The organism is Mesorhizobium sp. KACC 23794 (assembly GCF_052180275.1).
In the GTDB taxonomy this organism is placed as follows: Bacteria; Pseudomonadota; Alphaproteobacteria; order Rhizobiales; family Rhizobiaceae; genus Kumtagia.
The window spans coordinates 5,192,049-5,208,193 of the sequence record NZ_CP197465.1 but is presented as its reverse complement, the minus strand read 5'-3'; the positions used below and the strand labels follow the sequence as shown (position 1 = coordinate 5,208,193).

The window sequence follows — 16,145 nt, the reverse complement described above, 5'->3', positions numbered from 1 at the left end:
GATATGAAGATCACCGAGATCGAAACCTTCACCGTCGGAGCCGGTTGGAAGAACTGGTTGTTCGTGAAGGTGCACACCGACAAGGGCATCCACGGTATCGGCGAGGGGACGCTCAACGGCTTCATCAGGACGACCGAAGCCGGCGTGCACGAACTCAAGCACCTCGCCATCGGCCAGGACCCGCGCCGCATCAATGCGTTGGCGAGGCGAATGCTGGATAGCGTCTCGCTTGACGGCGGCCACATACACCGCACGGTGATCGCGGCGGTGGAGGTCGCGTGCTGGGACATTCTGGGAAAGAGCCTCGGCGTGCCGATCCACCAGTTGCTGGGCGGGCAGGTGCGCGAGACGGTGCTGGGCTACGCCAACGGCTGGTATCGCACCGAGCGCACGCCCGAAACTTTTCTCGATGCAGCCCAGGCCGTCCTCGCCAAAGGCTTCAAGGCCTTCAAGCTCGATCCGTTCGGCACCGCGCAAGGTTTTATCTCGCGGGAAGAACTGGATCTTTCCTACGACATCTGCCGGACGCTGCGTGACAAACTGCCGGCGGACACGCGCATCCTGATCGACGTGCATGCCCGCTTTACCGAGATCGCGGCGTTGCAGGCGGCGCAAAAATTCGCCGACCTCGACATCTACTGGTGGGAAGAGCCGACCTCGCGCGACCGGCAGGAGACGGTGCACGAGGTGGCGCATCGCTTGCCGATTCCGGTGGCCACCGGCGAGATGTACGACACGGTCGGCCAGTTTTATGCGCTGGCGGCAGGTGGCGGCGTCAACATCTTCCAGCCGGAGCCGATGTCGCTCGGCGGCATCACGCCGTCGATACAGGTTGCCAACCTCGCCTTCGCCCATGGCAGCCACATCGCGCCGCACCAGAGCGGCGGGCCGGTGGCGACGGCTGTGTGCCTGCAACTCGCAGCGGCCGTTCCCAACTTCCTGATCCAGGAGCATTTCGACGCCTTCAACGACCCGTGGACGCGCGAGCTGGTGACCTGGCATCCGGCCGTCGATCCGTCGAACGGGCATCTTTCGCTGCCGGATGCGCCGGGCTTGGGCATCGATCTGAACATCGACGCGATCAGAGAGCACCCTTACGATCCGCATGCCTATCTGAACGTGCACGCGGAGGGGTGGGAGAAGCGGCTGGGGACGAGAAAGGGGTAAAGTCAGGGGACAGTTTACTTTCTTTCCGCAGAAAGGCGGATGCGCTTCAAGGCTGGCGCGGGCGGAAAAAAGTAAACTGTCCCCGGCACTTACTCACGCACTCTCCCTGTCGACGATCTCGAAACCGAGGCTCGTAATCGTCGGCACTTTCGCGTCGCCGGAAAGCCGCGCCAGCAGTTGCCGCACGGCGCGTCGGCCCATCTCGTAGCGGTTCACCTTGACCGTCGTCAGCGACGGCACGAGTTGCGCGGCCAGATCCATATCGCCGTATCCGGCGATCGCAATGCGTTCCGGCACCGGCCAGCGACGGCGGTGGCATTCCTGGATGGCGCCGACGGCCAGCGTGTCGCTGGAGAAGAAGATGGCGTCGATGTCGGCGTGCCGTTCCGTCAGGGTGACCAGCGCCTCCGCGCCGCCCTGCGCAGTGATCGGCACTTCGACCTCCATGTCGCCGAAATTGTCGAAGCCGAGTTCGGCGAGCGCGGCGTGATAGCCGGTGCGGCGCTGTTGCAAGCGGTCGTTGCCGTGGATCGGCGTCGATACGAAGCCGATGCGTTTGTAGCCCTTGGCAGCGAGATGCATGGTCATCGCATAGGCGGTCTCGAAGTTGGACACGCCGACGACCATGTCCAGTGGCTTGCGCCCCTTGATCTCCGAGATTTCCACAACGGGCGCGCCGCTGGAAAGCAGCAGCGCCCGAGCCGTCTCGCTTTGCACGAAACTTTGCAAGATCATGCCGGCCGGCCGCCAGCCGAGAAGGGTGCGGATCGCCTGTTCCTCGGCCTCCTGCGTGAATTCTCCCTGCACCAGAAGCATGGAATAGCCGCCTTCGTGGCACTCGTCCGACATGCCCTGCACCTGTTCGGCGATGCCGGAATTGATCAGCGGCGGCACGACCGTGCCGATCATGCGGCCATTACCGCGCATCGAGGATGCCAGCCGGTTGGGCACGAAGCCGGCTTCCTCGATCGCCTGCAGAACCTTGGCGCGCGTTTCGGCCGAGACCATGTCGGGGTTGGAGAGCACGCGCGAAACCGTCATCGGCGCGACGCCGACGCGCCTGGCGATCTCGCGGACGCCGAGTCGTTCGCCTGGCTTTTTGTCCCCGCCGCCGTTGCCCGGTTTCTCCGCCACGACTCGCTCCGTGTTTACCTCGGCATCATAGGAGGCCAGGCGAACGGTTTATAGAGACGGTCACAGGCTGCCTCAGAGACGCACTCAGCCGCTCGCCAGTTTTGCCGTGCCGGTGAATTCGTCCCGCCAGGTCGTGTCCCACAGCGAGGGAAACGCCAGCGGCTTGTAGGGATGCGCGGCGATCGCCGCCGCGTCGAGTTCGATGCCGAGGCCGGGTCTGTCCGGCAGGCTGAAGGCGCCGTGCCGCAGCGGGTTCCAGCTGCTGACGAGATCGTTGCGCCAGTCGACATCGAACTCGGCAAAACTTTCCAACATCAGCATGTTGGGCGTCGACCAAGCGAAATGCAGCGCCGCCGCCAGCGCGACCGGTCCGATCGAACAATGCGGCGAGACGGCGATGTCCTGCGTTGCCGCGAGCGCAGCAATCTTCTTCGCGGCGGTGATTCCTCCGCAATGCGCGACGTCCATCTGCACCACGTCGCAGGCGCGCAGATTCACCAGCCGGGCGAAGTCGGCCATGCTGTAGAGGCGCTCGCCGGCAGAGATCGGCAGGTTGCTCGCATCCTTGACCGACTTCAGCAGGTCGAGGCTTTCCGGCGCGACCGGCTCCTCGCACCAGTGAATGTTGTAGCCTTCGAGCTTGCGGATGAAGCGGGTGGCGTCGCCGGCCGCCAGCCGTCCATGGATCTCGATCATCAGCCCGATATCCGGCCCCACCGCCTTGGCGACGGCATCGACAACTCCCAACGCATGCCGTTCCTGTTCCGGTGTAAGAATCTTCCAGGCCGTGGTGAACGGGTCGAATTTCATCGCCCGGTAGCCCAGTGCGACGACCGCGCGGGCGCGGGCGGCAAAATCCTGCGGCCGTTCGCAGCCGCCATACCAGCCATTGGCGTAGGCCAGCAGTTGCGGCTTGGCCTTGCCGCCGATCAGCCGGTAGACCGGCTCGCCGGTCGACTTGCCGATGATGTCCCACATGGCGATCTCAGCGGCGGAGATCGCGGTCATGACTGTCGAGCCGCCCTGATACTGGTCGCGGATCATGTCGCCGACCACTGCTTCTATGTCGAAGGGGTCCTTGCCGACGATGCGCGAGGCGACCCATTCGTTGAGCAGCACCTCGACGGCCTTCTCCTGCCACTCCAGCGTCGCCTCGCCGATGCCGGTGAGGCCGGTGTCGGTGGTGAGCCGCACGAACAGATAGTTGCGCAGGCCCGCATTGGCCATGAAGGTCTCGAGCTTCCTGATCTTCATGAAAGGGGCCTTTCAGCAATAAGGTCGATTTCGCAGCCTTGCGCCAGCGAGCGCCGGGTGGCGTCGATGAGCGCCATGGCCGCAGCGCCATCGCGGCCGGTCACGGCAAGCGGCGTCACGCCGCGCACCGCGTCGAGGATATTTTCGAGCAGGCCGGAATAGCCGCCAAAGCTCTCGTCGAACATCAGCGTGTTTGGGATGGACGGCCGCCAGGTTTTCGCCGGTCCGGTCTCGTCGTCATGCAGCGTCAACTCGAACTGGTTGTCGACGACGAGGAAGGCGTTGCAGCCAAAAATCTCGACGCGCTCCCAGGGGCCGAAGCTTAGCCCGGAGGCGCTGGTCATCACCGTGCCGACGGCACCGGAGCGGAAGGCGCATGAGATCACCGCGCTTTGCAGCCTGCCGTCATCGAAGAACGTGCCGCGCGCATTGAGTTTCGCCACCGGCCCCATGAACCAGAGCATGAGGTCGAAGAGATGCACGGTGCCGCCCGAGAGCAGGTCGACATAGGGATAGCCGAGCGTGAACTTGCCGGTGAAGACGGTCGGCGACGATTTCAGCGCGCCGGCCTCGATCAGCGCCTTGGCTTGCGCATAGGGCGGCGAGAAACGCTTGTTGGCGACGGCTGAGAGCAGCACGCCCTTGTCGCTGGCGAGCCGGACCAGCGCCTCGGCTTCGGCCTGGGTAGCGGCGAGCGGCTTTTCCACCAGGCATGGAATGCCGGCGTCGATCGCCTGGCTCGCAATCGGCGCGTGAAAAGCATCTGAGGCCAGGACCAGAAGCAGGTCCGGTTTCGTTTCGGCGATCATTTCGCCGAGGTTGTCGAAGGCCGGCGCGCCGCAGATCGCGCCAGCCTTGGCACGCGTCGCCGCGTCCGGGTCGGCGACGCCGGCGATCTCGACCGGTTCGCCGATCGTCTGCAACCGTCGGATCGCCGGAATCCATTTCGCCTGCGCGACGCCGCCGCAGCCGGCGATGGCGAGTTTCAACGGCTTCTTGGCCGTACGTTCGGCCTTGATGCCGACATCATAGACATCGCCCCGCCCGAACGCGGTCTCGTAGGGCGTATGGCCGAAATCGATGGAGGGCAGGGGGCTCACCCGTGCACCGCCGGGCGTGAAAAATAGAGCTGTGCCAAGGCTCTCAGCGTCAGCGCCACCAGGATCGCGCCGCCCTTGATCAGGAAGAACTGGGCGTCGCCCATCTGCAGGCCCGACAGGCCGTTGTTGAGCACCGCGAGGAACAGCACACCGACCGCCGTGTCGCGCAGCCGCCCGGTGCCGCCGCGAAACGAGGCGCCGCCGATGATCACCGCGACGATCGCGTCGAGTTCCAGCCCGAAACCGGCCGTCGGCGCCGCCGCGCCAAGGCGCCCCAGCATGACGATCATGCCGGCGGCCGTGAACAGCGACATCAGGACGAGCACGATGAAACGCAGGCGCTTCTCGTTGACGCCGGCCTGGCGCAGCATGCGCGGATCGCCGCCCAGCGCGTAGATGCGCATGCCGATCGGCAGCCGCGTCAGGATCAGCCAGCCGGCGAGGAAGGCGAGCGCGACGAACAGCACCGCCGGCGTGAAGCCGAAGACGATAGGCGTGTTCATGACGCCGACGAAACTCATCGGGAAGGCGACGGTCGTCGCATTGGTCAGCGACACCGCCAGTCCGCGCGCCCAGATCCAGGCGGCCAGCGTGACGATCAGCGGATCGAGGCCGAGCCCGCCGACGATCAGCCCGTTGACGGCATAGACGCCGATGCAGGTTGCGATGCCGGCGGCGAGCGCCAGAGGCACCGGCACGCCGTGGCCGGCGGCAAGTGCTGCCACCACGGCGCCGAGCACCAGCACCGAACCGGGAGAGATATCGACGACGCGCGAGACGATGCCGATCATCGCGCCGACGGAGACGATCGCCAGGGCGGCGTTCTGCTCGACCATCGCAATCAGGTTCGGGACCGTGAGGAAGCGCGGGCTGATCATGGCGAAGATGACGATCAGCGCGACGGTTGCCGCGGCCATCGAGCCGCGCGCCATCGCGGCGCCGGTTTTCGACATGGCGGCGAAATCGTCGCGGAACGCTTCGCCGAGCGCCACGTCGCCGCCGCTGTTCCGCTGCAGCAGGCGTCCGCCGACCATGGCGGCGAGCAAGAGCAGGCCGGTGACCGTAGTCTGCCATGTCCCGGGCACGCCGCGGATGGTCATGTAGTTGAAGATCATCATCAGGATCAGCACGCCGACGACGCATTGCGCGATGCTGACCCGGCCAGCCGGCAGGCCGCCGGCGCCGAGCGCCACCACGGCGATGGCGAAGAATTCCAGCCCGCCGCCGATCGACGGGCTGATCAATCCGGTGCGCGCCGCGACCAGCACGCCGGCGGCGCCCGCCAGCGCGCCGCATCCGGCATAGGCCCATATCCGCAAGCGGTTGACGCGCAGCCCCGCGAGGCGCGAGGCGACGGGTGCGTCGCCGACCGCGTGCAGCGTGCGCCCGGACACGGTCCGCCTCAGCACGAACCACAGGACGCCGGCCGTGATTGTCGCGACCAGCGCGTCGAGCGGGACGCCGATCACCGTGCGGCGCGCCAGATCGTCGAAGACCGGCCCCTTGATCTCCAGCCAGGAATTGTAGCGGCCGAGCGCTACGAGGCTGAGGCCGCGCACCATGATCATGGTGCCGAGCGTGACTATGACGGGGCTGATGCGCAGTCCCTCGACGAGCGCGGCGTTGAGCAGCCCGACCGCCGCGCCGATGCCGATGCCCATGAGCACTGCGACCGCGGGATGGAATCCCTCGGCAAGGCCGATGCCGGCGAGCGTCGCCGAGGCCAGGACGACGGACCCGACCGACAGGTCGATGCCGCCGACCAGCACCACCAGGGTCATCGCCAGCCCAAGCATCAGGACCGACGCGGACTGCCGAAGGATGTTGGCGGCGTTGCCGGGAGTGCCGAATACGGGCGAGGTGAGGATGAAGACCAGGCACAGCAGGATGGCCGCCGCCAGCATCGCGTGTCGCGACAACAGGCCGGCCAGGGCCGGCCGGCCGCTTGCACTAGTGGTGACGGTGGCGGCGCTCATGACAGGGCCGCGCCCTGCACGAGAAGGTTCAGCCGCTCTTCGTCGACCTGTTGCGGCGTAGTCTCGGCGCTGATCCTGCCGTCTCGGACGACGAGGATGCGGTCGGCCAGCGCCAGGACTTCGCCGAGTTCGGACGATACCACGATGATCGCCTTGCCGGCCCTGGCCAGGGCGTCGAGGCGGCGATAGATGTCCGCCCGCGCGCCGACATCGACGCCGCGTGTCGGTTCGATCAGCACGAAGATGTCGGCGTCCGCCAGGTGCCAGCGCGCCAGCAGCGCCTTCTGCTGGTTGCCGCCGGACAGCGTGCGGATCGGCGCTTCCGGCGACGCCGCGACCACGCCGAAATCCTCCGCCGCCCTTTGGGTGGACTTCCGTTCATCACCGCGCCTGATGACGCCGCCGAAACCGGCGCGAGCGCCGAGCGAGGCGACGGCGATGTTTTCGCGGACCGGCAGGTTGGGCAGGATCGCCTCGTGCTTGCGGTCTTCGGTGAGCAGGCAGATGCCGGCCTCGACCGCGTCGTGCGGCGAACCGAAGGATCGGCGTTTGCCGGCTACTTCGATCGTGCCGACGTCGGCGCGCAGGTCGCCGCCGATCAGCCGAGCAATCTCGTTCTGCCCGCCGCCGAGCAGGCCGGTCAGCGCAAGGATCTCCCCGCGATGCGCGGTGAAACTCGCGTCGCGCACCGACTTTCCCCAGCCAAGCCCGGCGGCCTTGACGAGCACGTCGCCAGCGGCGCGCCGGCTTGCCTCATAAAGTTGCGACTGGCGGCCGATCATGGTTTCGGTGAGCCGTGCCTCCGACCAGCCCGCAAGCTCGACCGTCGCCACGCATTTGCCGTTGCGCAGCACCGTGGCCGTCTCGCAAAGGTCGAGGATTTCGGCGAAGCGGTGCGAGACATAAAGAATCGCGACGCCCTGCGACCTCAATTTCTCGATCGCGCCGAAAAGCTGCTTCGCTTCGCGCGACCCGAGCGGCGCTGTCGGTTCGTCGAGGATAAGAATCTTTGGCTCGGTCGACAGCGCCTTGGCGATTTCCACCATCTGGCGCTGGGCCAGCGGCAGGCTGCTGACCTTGGCATCGGGATCGATGTCGAGGCCGAGCCGGCCGAGAACCGCGGTTCCGTTCCCGCGCATCGCGGCGACGTCGAGCAGCCCGAACCGTTTCGGCTCACGCCCGAGCGCAAGGTTCTGGGCGACCGTCAGATTGAGCAGCAGGCTGAGTTCCTGATAGACCGTGGCGATGCCGAGCGACAACGCGTGCCGCGTGCTACCGATCTCGACGGCGACGCCGCCAATGGCGATCCTGCCCGCATCGGCGGTATACATTCCCGACAGGATGTTGATCAGCGTCGATTTTCCCGCGCCGTTCTGACCGATGAGTGCGTGCACCTCGCCCGCTCGCACCGCCAGCGAAACATCGTCGAGCGCCAGCACGCCGGGAAAGCGCTTTGTCAGCCCTTTCACCTCCAGGGCGAGCGGGCCTGACGTTGCCGGTATGGCGTCTCGCGGCGGCGGGGTCTTCTCGGCCTGAGCCATCATTTGCGGGTCATCGATTTCCAGAAAACATCCCCGCGCCAGGCGCGGGGACGATGCATCATCACGCGCCGGTCAATAGCCGGCGACGATCTCGACCAGCGGCTTCTCGAACGGGAATTTCTCGATGTTGCCGACCTGGTCGGCGGCGAGTTTCAGCGCGGCGTCGACATTGTCCTTGGTCACCAGCACGCCCTGGATCAGCACTTCCTTGCGGTCGTCCTTTTTTGTGGCGACCAAAAAGGGGAAATAGGCTTTCCAGAAGCCGGAATATTGCGGGGCGAGCATCACGGTGCTTTCCATTGCGCCGCTCTTCACGGCCTGAAGCCCGGGCTCGGTGCCGTCGACGGAGACGATAAGCACCTGCTCCTGCTTGCCGGCGCGGTCGACGACGTTGGCCGCCGGCACGGTCAGGCTGTCGCTGTTGCCGTAGATCAGGTCGAGGTTGGGATAGGCGGTCATCCAGTTCTCGGCGATCGACACGGCCTTCGTCGGATCCCAGCTTGTCGGCTCCTGCGCCACGACTTTGACGCCCGGATACTGCGCCATGACGTCGGTAAAGCCGCCCGAGCGGTCGGTGTTGAGGCCCTGGCCGAGCAGGCCCTGCAGATTGGCGACCTCGCCCTTCACTTCGCCATTGTAGCGCTTCTTCAACAGTTCGGCCGCGTATTCGCCGACGATCTTGCCGGTGTAGCGCTCGTCGAAGCCGAGCATCGCCGCGCAGCCTTCGATCTTCGAGTGCAGGCAGATGACCGGGATGTTGGCGGCTGCCGCCTTTGCCATTGTCGGCCCAAAAGCGGCGGAATCGATGAAGTTGATCGAGATCGCGTCGACGCCCTCGTTGATCAGGTTCTCCATGGCCTGGATCTGCTTGGTCACGTCGCCTTCGCCGCTGGTGACCACAAGGTCGAAATTGGCGCGGCGCGCGGCTTCCTTGGCGCCCTCGACCTCGCCGAGGTGGAACGGGTTGGAAAGGTCGATCTGGATCAGGCCGATTTTCGGCTTGTCCTGCGCAAAAGCGCTCGTCGTCAGCAGCGCGACCGCAGCGGCGGCCGCCAGAACAGATTTGAACATGTAGTCCTCCCTTGTGCGCCAGCCGGTGTGGCGCTGCATCCGCTTCTCCCACGGATTGATTAATGTTACCGGTAACTTTAGCGGGTGTCAACCAATCGCGGTTTGATGCGCTTCTGGAATTCACGCTGCGACGCGGCGCGTGCTGTCTCGCTGCAGGATAGTGAAGCCGAGTTCGTCGCGGGTGGCAATGTCATTGCCCGACAGCCTGGCGAGGATCATCTCGCCGGCCCGCCGCCCCATCTCCATGGCAGGCACATGCACGGTGGTGAGGGCAGGGAAGACCACCCGGCCGATTTCCAGATCGTGGAAACCGGCGATGCCGAGGTCAGGCACGGCGATGCCGCTTTCGCGGCAGGCGAGGATGGCGCCGACGGCGAAAACGTCGCTGGTGAAGAACAGCGCATCGGCATCCGGTATCTCGGACCGCACCGTTCGCAACGCCTGCGCGCCGGTTTCCGGTCGGATCGCGCCTTCATCGTGCACGACATGGACGGGCAGGGGCGCGATGCCGGCCTCCTGCATGGCCGCGAGATAACCCTCGGCGCGGTGCCGGGCGCGTTCGTTGTTGTCGCTCGGTCCGTTGACGAAAACGATCCTCCGGTAGCCGGCGTTGAGCAGGTGCACGGTCATGGCATGCGCGGCCTTGCGATTGGAATAACCGACGACCATGTCGACCGGCTCGTCGCCGGTCTCCCAGGTCTCGACCACCGGCACGCCGAAGGTACGCAGCAGGTCGCGCGTTCCGCTTGTGTGGGTGAGGCCGGTCAGCACCATTGCGTCCGGCCGGCGCTCGAGGATCGAGCGGATCTGGTTCTCCTCGATATCGGTGCGGTAGGAACTGGATGAAACGATCAGGTCGAGCCCGGCTTCCGAGAGCACGTCGCCAAGCCCCTCCAGCGTGTCGGCGAACAGCGAATGGCGCAGCGTCGGCACGATCGCTGCGACCAGCCCGCTGACCCCTGCTGTCAGGCTGCCGGCAAGACGGTTGGGCACGTAGCCGAGGCTGGCGATCGCCTCGGAAACGCGGGCGCGGGTGGCCGGCGTCACCTTCTCCGGATGACGCAGCACGCGCGACACCGTCATCTTGGTGACGCCCGCAAGTGCGGCCACCTCCGCCATCGTTGCGCCGAAACCCGGACGGCCGGCTCTCTCGTTATCTGACACAGATGCTTCCTCTATCCCGACGATGACGATTAGACTCCACTCGTGCGGTTGCGTCCAGAGCAGCACGCCTTTTATGATACCGATAACACGGGAGGAATTCATGCAGCTGTTCGGCAATGACGGGGAGGAACTGCGCCGCCGCGTCGGCCATATGTCGCAATTGGCAGGCGTTCGGCTGCTGACCTCCGACAACGGCCCGTCGCGCGGCGTGCGGCTGATCGAGTTCCGGACGGGAACCGGATTCATCTTCGAGATCGCTGTCGATCGCGGCTTCGACGTCGGGCGCTGCGAATATCGCGGCGCGTCGGTCGGCTGGATCCCGCCGACCATGCTGCCGGCGCCCTGGTTCTTCGAGGATCAGAGCGGTTTCGGCTGGTTGCGCTCCGGCCTCGGCGGCCTCAACAACACCTGCGGCCTCGTCCATATCGGCAATCCGGAGGAGACGTCGGTCGCCCACTACAATTTTCCGGCGCGGCCGACCGAGCGTTATGGCGTCCACGACCGCGCCGCGCTGCTGCCGGCGGAACTTGTCTCCTTCGGCGAGCGCTGGGAGGATGGAAAACTGATCCTCGAAGCGGTGGGGCGGGTGACTCAGGCACAGACCTACGGCGAGAATCTCGTGCTCACCCGCACCTATCGCGCCGAAATGGGCGCGTCCTGGTTCACCATGGAGGATGTCGTCGAGAATCGCGGCTTCCTGCCAACCGAGCACATGCTACTTTATCACATCAACATCGGTTTTCCGTTCGTCGACGACGGCTCCGAGTTCATCGCGCCGGTCGCAGGAGCGCCCGACCTGCTGTTCGGAACCGCGGATGTGAATGACCTGGCAAGCTGGTCGCGTTTCATCGCACCGCAGAAGGACTGGGTGCAGCAGACGTTCGAGCACAGGATGGCGCCGGACGCGGACGGCCAGGTCGAGGTGGCGATCTTCAACCCGAAACTGTTCCATGGCACCGGCGTCAGCATACGGTACGACCATGCCGCCATGCCGCGCTACATCGAATGGCGGATGATGGGCGAAGGCCAGTATGCCGTCGGTGTTGAGCCTTGCACCAACGGGTTTGGCCGCAGGCAGGTAAAGGAGGCGGGTGAATTGATCGTCCTGCAGCCGGGCGACCGGCGGACCTATCGCACGCGGCTGGGCATCATCGGCAACACGCAGGCGCAGGCATTGCGGGCGCGCAAGGTCTGAAGCGGGTGCGGTTTTCGCGGGCGCATGAGACGCGAAAACGCAGGGATTGCAACGCGACCGGCCTTGTCTGTTGTGATCAGCCGCGATCGTTCGGCGCGTCGTAGGTGATCGAAAACCGATCGGCCGGGTGGCGGGCGATCGACAGTTCGACGTTGCGGCCATCGGCGGACTGGTAGAGCATCTCCACCGTCAGCAGCGCCGTACCGGCTTCCACGTCGAGCGCCTCGGCGGTCGGCTTGTCGGCGATCTCGGCTCGTACGGTGAGGTGGGCGACCGCCAGCCGCAGGCCGAACTTGCGCTGCACCGTGTCGAAGATCAGCACGTCGGTGAAGTCGCGGCGGCTCAGCCGCTCGCCGATATCGGCCGGGAAATAGGTGCTGATATAGGCTTTCTTCTCGTCGCCGGCGAACAGGACCGAGCGCAGGCAGTAGCCTGCCTCGCCCTTGCGCGCCCCGAAGAAGTGCTGCGGGACGGGCGACATTTCGCGCCTGTAGGAGACGAGCTGCAGCGAGGCGTCGCGGGCGAAGGCGGCGATGTCGGTGAAGTTCGACATGTGCCAGACCGGCCCGGCCTCGGTCTCGCGCGCCGCCACGACAGCCGGCTTGGCCGACCGCTTGCGGATCAGGCCACTGCCTTCCAGATCCCGCAGCGCATGGCGGACGGTGATCAGGCTGACGCCGAAATGGTCCGCGATGCTCGCTTCCTTCGGCAGTTCTTCGCCCACCGCCAGCGCCCCTTCTGCGATCGGGCGGCGCAATATGTCGGCCAACTGCCGGTACAGCGGTCCACCCTCGCGGGCGAGCGTACGCTTGGGGAAGAGTTCGAGAAGCGAATTCAACTCGCGCATTTCCAGTCCCATGAGGCCTTGCGGCTTACCCCGAGCATCTGTTTGGGCCAAATGGCCCATGAAACGCAAGACAGTCGGGCATATCGGAGCGCTGGAAATCTCCTTTAATTTTGGGTGTTTGGGGCTCCAGCAGGGGGTTTTTGGAACGACCGGACGGTTACTAGGCTACAGATAGCCCATACTTGGACTTGAACGGGCTACGCCGTGGCTATCCTTGGCGACCGGCCGGACGGGTGAGTCGCGGCGACGCTGGCGTCCCGCCGCCCAAGTGGCCGGACCGTATCCGTGGCTGGAAGCGAAGCCGCGATGGTCACGCCGCGCGCGGCGTCTGTTTCAGATACTCGCGGTTGACGCAGTTCATCAGAACGCCCTCGCGGAGATAGGCGACGATGACCTCGATCGCCTTGCGCTGCATGTCTTCCAGCGCCGACGGGCTGTAGAATGCGGCATGCGGAGTGAGCGAAAGCTTGCCCTCCGTCCATGGCTCGCGCGCCCTCCATGCCTTGATCAGCGGGTGATCAGGATCGGCCGGCTCGCGCGGCAGCACGTCGAGGCCGGCGCCGGCGATGCGGCCGGCCTTCAACGCTTCCGCGAGTGCGTCGAGATCGACGATCGGCCCGCGCGCCGTGTTGATGACGATCAGCTCCGGTTTCGCCCTGGCGAGCAGCTTCCCGCCAACCATGCCGCGCGTCTCCTCGGTGAGCGGGGTGTGCACGGACAGGATGTCGGCGCGGGCCATCACCTCGTCGAGGGTGCGCACCCGCTCGTAGCCGACGGCGAGTTCCGTTCCGTTCGGCAGATAGGGGTCGTAGAAGATCACCTTCATGTCGAAGGCGGCGGCACGGCGCGCCGTCGCCAGCCCGATGCGGCCGAGGCCGAGCACGGCAAAAGTCTGGCCGCGCAGGCGGCGCACCAGGGGCGCGGCGGCATAGTGCCAGCCGTCGGTGCGGTCGCGCACCGCTTCCTGGTAACTGGTTGTGCCGCGCGTCAGCGACAGGAGCAGGCCGAGCGCATGGTCGGCGACCTCGGTGGTGCCGTAGTCGGGCACGTTGCAGACAGGCACGCCGCGCCTGCCCCAGCCGGCGAGGTCGAGCGTGTCGTAGCCAACGCCCTCGCGCACGACGATCTTGCACCGCTCGAACGCTTCGACGGGGACGCCGATCTGCAAGGTCGCGGCGCAGTTGATCACCGCGTCGGCGGCGCGGCAGCGCTCCAGCGACGGCGGCTCCGTCGCCTCCGCGCCCGAGCGGTGGATGTCGAAGACCACGTCAGGCCCGAACGCCTGGTAGAGCGCCGTGTCCGGTGCGTAGGTGTTTACTTTTAGAATGCGCATTGGCCCTCTCTTCTATCGTCCGGCAGCAGAGGCTGGCAGTTGTCCATTGTTGACTGTATCCAGATGACATGACCGACGATTCCTTCGATTTCTCGCCGACGCCGCGCCGCGTCCTCACGGACGAGGTGGTCGACGCCATCCGCAACGCCATCCTGTCCGGAAAAATCCGTCCCGGCGCGCGGCTGATCGAGGAGGACCTTGCCGCATCGCTGAAGGTCAGCCGCGGCCCGGTCCGCCAGGCGATCTTCCGCTTGCAGCAGGAAGGGCTTGTCGTCCACGAGCCGCATCGCGGCGCGACCGTCGGGCAGGTCTCGCAGGACGACGTCGAGGAAATCTACAGCCTGCGCCTCGCCCTGGAGCGGCTGGCCATCGAGCAGGCGAGCCGCAAGGCCGGCGCCAAGGAACTGGCGGAGATCGAGGCTGTGCTGGAGCGCTTCAATGCGGTACCGCGCGCCGAAGTGTCGCGCCGTCTGGTGGCCGAACTCGACATCGACTTCCATGACGCCATCTTCCGTGCGTCCGGCAACCGTCGGCTCTATCGCGCTTGGGAAACATTGCGCTCGCAACTGATGATGTTCCTGATGCTGCGCGATGCACTGCCCGACGATTATCTGGACAGTTGGCACCGCGACCATGTGCTGCTGCTCGACGTGATCCGCGCCGGCAATCTCGCTGTGGCGCAGGAGACGATCGAAACCCACATCAACGGCGCCAAGCGCCGCCTGCTTGCCATCCTGCAGGCCAGCGGCCGCGTTTCTTCGACTTCCTGATCGCTCTCGCCTTGACATGCGCCCGCCACGAACCCTACGCTTAGGATTGTAAACAATAAACAGTTCTCGACGCAACATGTCTTTCCTCGACGCTGGTCATTGACGACGGCCGCCATATGGCCTCGCTGGGCATGGCGACGCTGACGACACGGCTTGATACGCCGCTGTTTGTGCGGATGGTCGCCAGCGTAGTGTGCTCGGTGCTGCGGGTGGTTTTCTACATGTCGAGAGGACACCATTTGCTGCGCGGCCCGACCACCGGTTCGGTCAAGGGAGAGGAGGGAAAATGAAGATCACCAGGATCGAAACGATCTGGTTCGAGGCGCTGCCGGCGGCGGAGTGGCAGAAACAGAACCCGAAAGCGCGGCAGGCGCTTCCCAACAATCTGTGGGTGCGCATCCACACCGATACGGGGCTCTCCGGCATCGGCGAGACCTATTACCTGCCGCGCGCGGTGGCTTCAATCGTGCATGACGTCTACGCGCCGCTGCTCATCGGCCGCGATCCGCGCGACATCGAGAACCACTGGCAGAACATGTTCGCGCTGACCAATTTCTGCGGCGTCATGGGCGCGGAGATGCGCGCCATCTCGGCGCTAGACGTCGCGTTGTGGGACCTGCTCGGCCAGATCGCCGGCCTGCCGATCTACACCATGCTCGGCGGCCGCAGCCGCGACCGCATCCGCGTCTACAACACCTGCGTCGGTTCGGGCCGGCATGCGGGCGACCTCGACGCCTGGCTGACCGGCAAGGCCGGTGAACTGGCCGAGGACCTGCTGAAGCAGGGCATCACAGCCATGAAGATCTGGCCTTTCGACCAGTTCGGTACGGGTTTGGGCGGGCCAGGCAACGAGCGCGGCGACACCATGGTGTGGGGCGCGAAGACCGCCGCCGGCACGCGCGGGCTGGGCATCTCCAACGACGATTTGCGGGCCGGCGTGGCGATCGTCGAAGATATCCGCCGGGCCGTCGGCGACAGGATGCAGATCGCCATAGAGGGCCATTGCCGCTGGGACCTGCCGTCCTCGGTCAAGATCGCCAGGGCGCTCGAGCCGCTCGACGTGATGTGGCTGGAAGAGATCATGCCGCCGGACAATGTCGACGCCTTCGTGCGGCTGAAGGCCGAGACCACCGTGCCGATCTGCCAGAGCGAGCGCGTCTTCACCCGCTTCGGCTTCCGCCCCTGGATCGAGAAGGCGGCGACGGACATCGTCATGATGGACCTGTCCTGGGGCGGCGGCCTCACCGAGGGCCGCAAGGTGGCGGCCATGGCCGATACGGCGATGCTGCCCTTCACCTGCCACGACACGATCGGCCCGGTCGCGCTGTGGGCCGCCACCCACATGATGATCAACGCGCCGAACGGCCTGATCATGGAGATCGTGCGCGGCTATGTCGACGGGTGGTACGACGACGTCGTCGAGGACCGCATTCAGGTGATCGAGGGTAACCTTGTGCTGCCCGACAAACCGGGATTGGGCACGAAGCTTCGAGAGGATCTTTTTACGCGGCCGAATGCGCGGATCGAGAGGACCACGGAAGAGAGTTTGAAGGTGTGGTGATGAGAAGTCGCGACGCCAACGTCCCCCTCCAG

General features: G+C 65.7%; 14 protein-coding genes. 5 read left to right on the top strand and 9 right to left on the bottom strand.

What is annotated here, in order from left to right:
- Window positions 1-3: 3 nt before the first annotated feature.
- A complete protein-coding gene (locus tag ACSBOB_RS25580) occupies window positions 4-1,167 on the top strand; it encodes a mandelate racemase/muconate lactonizing enzyme family protein (protein ID WP_442578865.1) in 1,164 nt (387 codons plus the stop codon).
- A 93-nt stretch (window positions 1,168-1,260) separates the two neighbouring features.
- On the opposite strand, the gene ACSBOB_RS25575 is transcribed toward ACSBOB_RS25580, so the two are convergent.
- The 7 genes from ACSBOB_RS25575 to ACSBOB_RS25545 all read right to left on the bottom strand — a co-directional run bounded on the left by ACSBOB_RS25575 (window position 1,261) and on the right by ACSBOB_RS25545 (window position 10,407).
- A complete protein-coding gene (locus ACSBOB_RS25575; RefSeq protein WP_442578864.1) occupies window positions 1,261-2,301 on the bottom strand; it encodes a LacI family DNA-binding transcriptional regulator in 1,041 nt (346 codons plus the stop codon).
- Between the two features lie 84 nt (window positions 2,302-2,385).
- Window positions 2,386-3,555, bottom strand: a complete 1,170-nt coding sequence (locus ACSBOB_RS25570; RefSeq protein WP_442578863.1) for a mandelate racemase/muconate lactonizing enzyme family protein — start codon at window positions 3,553-3,555, stop codon at window positions 2,386-2,388.
- The gene (locus ACSBOB_RS25565) at window positions 3,552-4,655 is read right to left on the bottom strand and encodes a Gfo/Idh/MocA family protein (RefSeq protein ID WP_442578862.1); all 1,104 of its coding nucleotides are present in this window, start codon (window positions 4,653-4,655) and stop codon (window positions 3,552-3,554) included. Before ACSBOB_RS25565 ends, ACSBOB_RS25570 begins: the two co-directional genes overlap by 4 nt.
- Window positions 4,652-6,631 (bottom strand): ABC transporter permease, encoded by a 1,980-nt coding sequence (locus ACSBOB_RS25560; RefSeq protein WP_442578861.1) that lies wholly within the window; start codon window positions 6,629-6,631, stop codon window positions 4,652-4,654. The genes ACSBOB_RS25565 and ACSBOB_RS25560 overlap by 4 nt, the downstream gene beginning before the upstream one ends.
- On the bottom strand, window positions 6,628-8,175 hold the full coding sequence (locus ACSBOB_RS25555; protein ID WP_442578860.1) for a sugar ABC transporter ATP-binding protein: 1,548 nt from the start codon (window positions 8,173-8,175) through the stop codon (window positions 6,628-6,630). The genes ACSBOB_RS25560 and ACSBOB_RS25555 overlap by 4 nt, the downstream gene beginning before the upstream one ends.
- Window positions 8,176-8,244: 69 nt before the next feature.
- Window positions 8,245-9,282, bottom strand: coding sequence for a sugar ABC transporter substrate-binding protein (locus tag ACSBOB_RS25550; RefSeq protein WP_442578859.1), 1,038 nt, complete (start codon window positions 9,280-9,282; stop codon window positions 8,245-8,247).
- Window positions 9,283-9,363: 81 nt separating this feature from the next.
- Complete coding sequence (locus tag ACSBOB_RS25545) at window positions 9,364-10,407, bottom strand: LacI family DNA-binding transcriptional regulator (protein ID WP_442578858.1); 1,044 nt, start codon at window positions 10,405-10,407, stop codon at window positions 9,364-9,366.
- Window positions 10,408-10,507: 100 nt separating this feature from the next.
- On the opposite strand from ACSBOB_RS25545, the gene ACSBOB_RS25540 reads away from it, so the two are divergent.
- Window positions 10,508-11,602, top strand: a complete 1,095-nt coding sequence (locus tag ACSBOB_RS25540) for a DUF4432 family protein (RefSeq protein WP_442578857.1) — start codon at window positions 10,508-10,510, stop codon at window positions 11,600-11,602.
- 76 nt (window positions 11,603-11,678) lie between these two features.
- Here the strand turns inward: ACSBOB_RS25540 and ACSBOB_RS25535 are convergent, their stop codons facing one another.
- Both ACSBOB_RS25535 and ACSBOB_RS25530 read right to left on the bottom strand, forming a co-directional pair.
- Window positions 11,679-12,461 carry a GntR family transcriptional regulator gene (locus ACSBOB_RS25535; RefSeq protein ID WP_442578856.1) on the bottom strand — a complete coding sequence of 261 codons (783 nt, stop codon included), beginning with the start codon at window positions 12,459-12,461 and terminating at the stop codon, window positions 11,679-11,681.
- A gap of 298 nt (window positions 12,462-12,759) precedes the next feature.
- Window positions 12,760-13,782 (bottom strand): C-terminal binding protein, encoded by a 1,023-nt coding sequence (locus tag ACSBOB_RS25530; RefSeq protein ID WP_442578855.1) that lies wholly within the window; start codon window positions 13,780-13,782, stop codon window positions 12,760-12,762.
- A 68-nt stretch (window positions 13,783-13,850) separates the two neighbouring features.
- Here ACSBOB_RS25530 and ACSBOB_RS25525 point away from each other — a divergent pair, with 68 nt between their 5' ends.
- The 3 genes from ACSBOB_RS25525 to ACSBOB_RS25515 all read left to right on the top strand — a co-directional run bounded on the left by ACSBOB_RS25525 (window position 13,851) and on the right by ACSBOB_RS25515 (window position 16,113).
- Window positions 13,851-14,552, top strand: a complete 702-nt coding sequence (locus ACSBOB_RS25525) for a GntR family transcriptional regulator (protein WP_442578854.1) — start codon at window positions 13,851-13,853, stop codon at window positions 14,550-14,552.
- A 116-nt stretch (window positions 14,553-14,668) separates the two neighbouring features.
- Complete coding sequence (locus ACSBOB_RS25520) at window positions 14,669-14,842, top strand: hypothetical protein (protein WP_442578853.1); 174 nt, start codon at window positions 14,669-14,671, stop codon at window positions 14,840-14,842.
- On the top strand, window positions 14,839-16,113 hold the full coding sequence (locus ACSBOB_RS25515; RefSeq protein WP_442578852.1) for a mandelate racemase/muconate lactonizing enzyme family protein: 1,275 nt from the start codon (window positions 14,839-14,841) through the stop codon (window positions 16,111-16,113). The genes ACSBOB_RS25520 and ACSBOB_RS25515 overlap by 4 nt, the downstream gene beginning before the upstream one ends.
- Window positions 16,114-16,145 lie beyond the last annotated feature (32 nt).

Excerpts from the sequence above, each read along its gene's own strand:
- ACSBOB_RS25580 (WP_442578865.1), top strand. The coding sequence starts at position 4 with ATGAAGATCACCGAGATCGAAACCTTCACCGTCGGAGCCGGTTGGAAG.
- ACSBOB_RS25570 (WP_442578863.1), bottom strand. The coding sequence starts at position 3,555 with ATGAAGATCAGGAAGCTCGAGACCTTCATGGCCAATGCGGGCCTGCGC.
- ACSBOB_RS25560 (WP_442578861.1), bottom strand. The coding sequence starts at position 6,631 with ATGAGCGCCGCCACCGTCACCACTAGTGCAAGCGGCCGGCCGGCCCTG.
- ACSBOB_RS25555 (WP_442578860.1), bottom strand. The coding sequence starts at position 8,175 with ATGATGGCTCAGGCCGAGAAGACCCCGCCGCCGCGAGACGCCATACCG.
- ACSBOB_RS25550 (WP_442578859.1), bottom strand. The coding sequence starts at position 9,282 with ATGCAGCGCCACACCGGCTGGCGCACAAGGGAGGACTACATGTTCAAA.
- ACSBOB_RS25540 (WP_442578857.1), top strand. The coding sequence starts at position 10,508 with ATGCAGCTGTTCGGCAATGACGGGGAGGAACTGCGCCGCCGCGTCGGC.
- ACSBOB_RS25535 (WP_442578856.1), bottom strand. The coding sequence starts at position 12,461 with ATGGGACTGGAAATGCGCGAGTTGAATTCGCTTCTCGAACTCTTCCCC.
- ACSBOB_RS25530 (WP_442578855.1), bottom strand. The coding sequence starts at position 13,782 with ATGCGCATTCTAAAAGTAAACACCTACGCACCGGACACGGCGCTCTAC.
- ACSBOB_RS25525 (WP_442578854.1), top strand. The coding sequence starts at position 13,851 with ATGACCGACGATTCCTTCGATTTCTCGCCGACGCCGCGCCGCGTCCTC.
- ACSBOB_RS25520 (WP_442578853.1), top strand. The coding sequence starts at position 14,669 with ATGGCCTCGCTGGGCATGGCGACGCTGACGACACGGCTTGATACGCCG.
- ACSBOB_RS25515 (WP_442578852.1), top strand. The coding sequence starts at position 14,839 with ATGAAGATCACCAGGATCGAAACGATCTGGTTCGAGGCGCTGCCGGCG.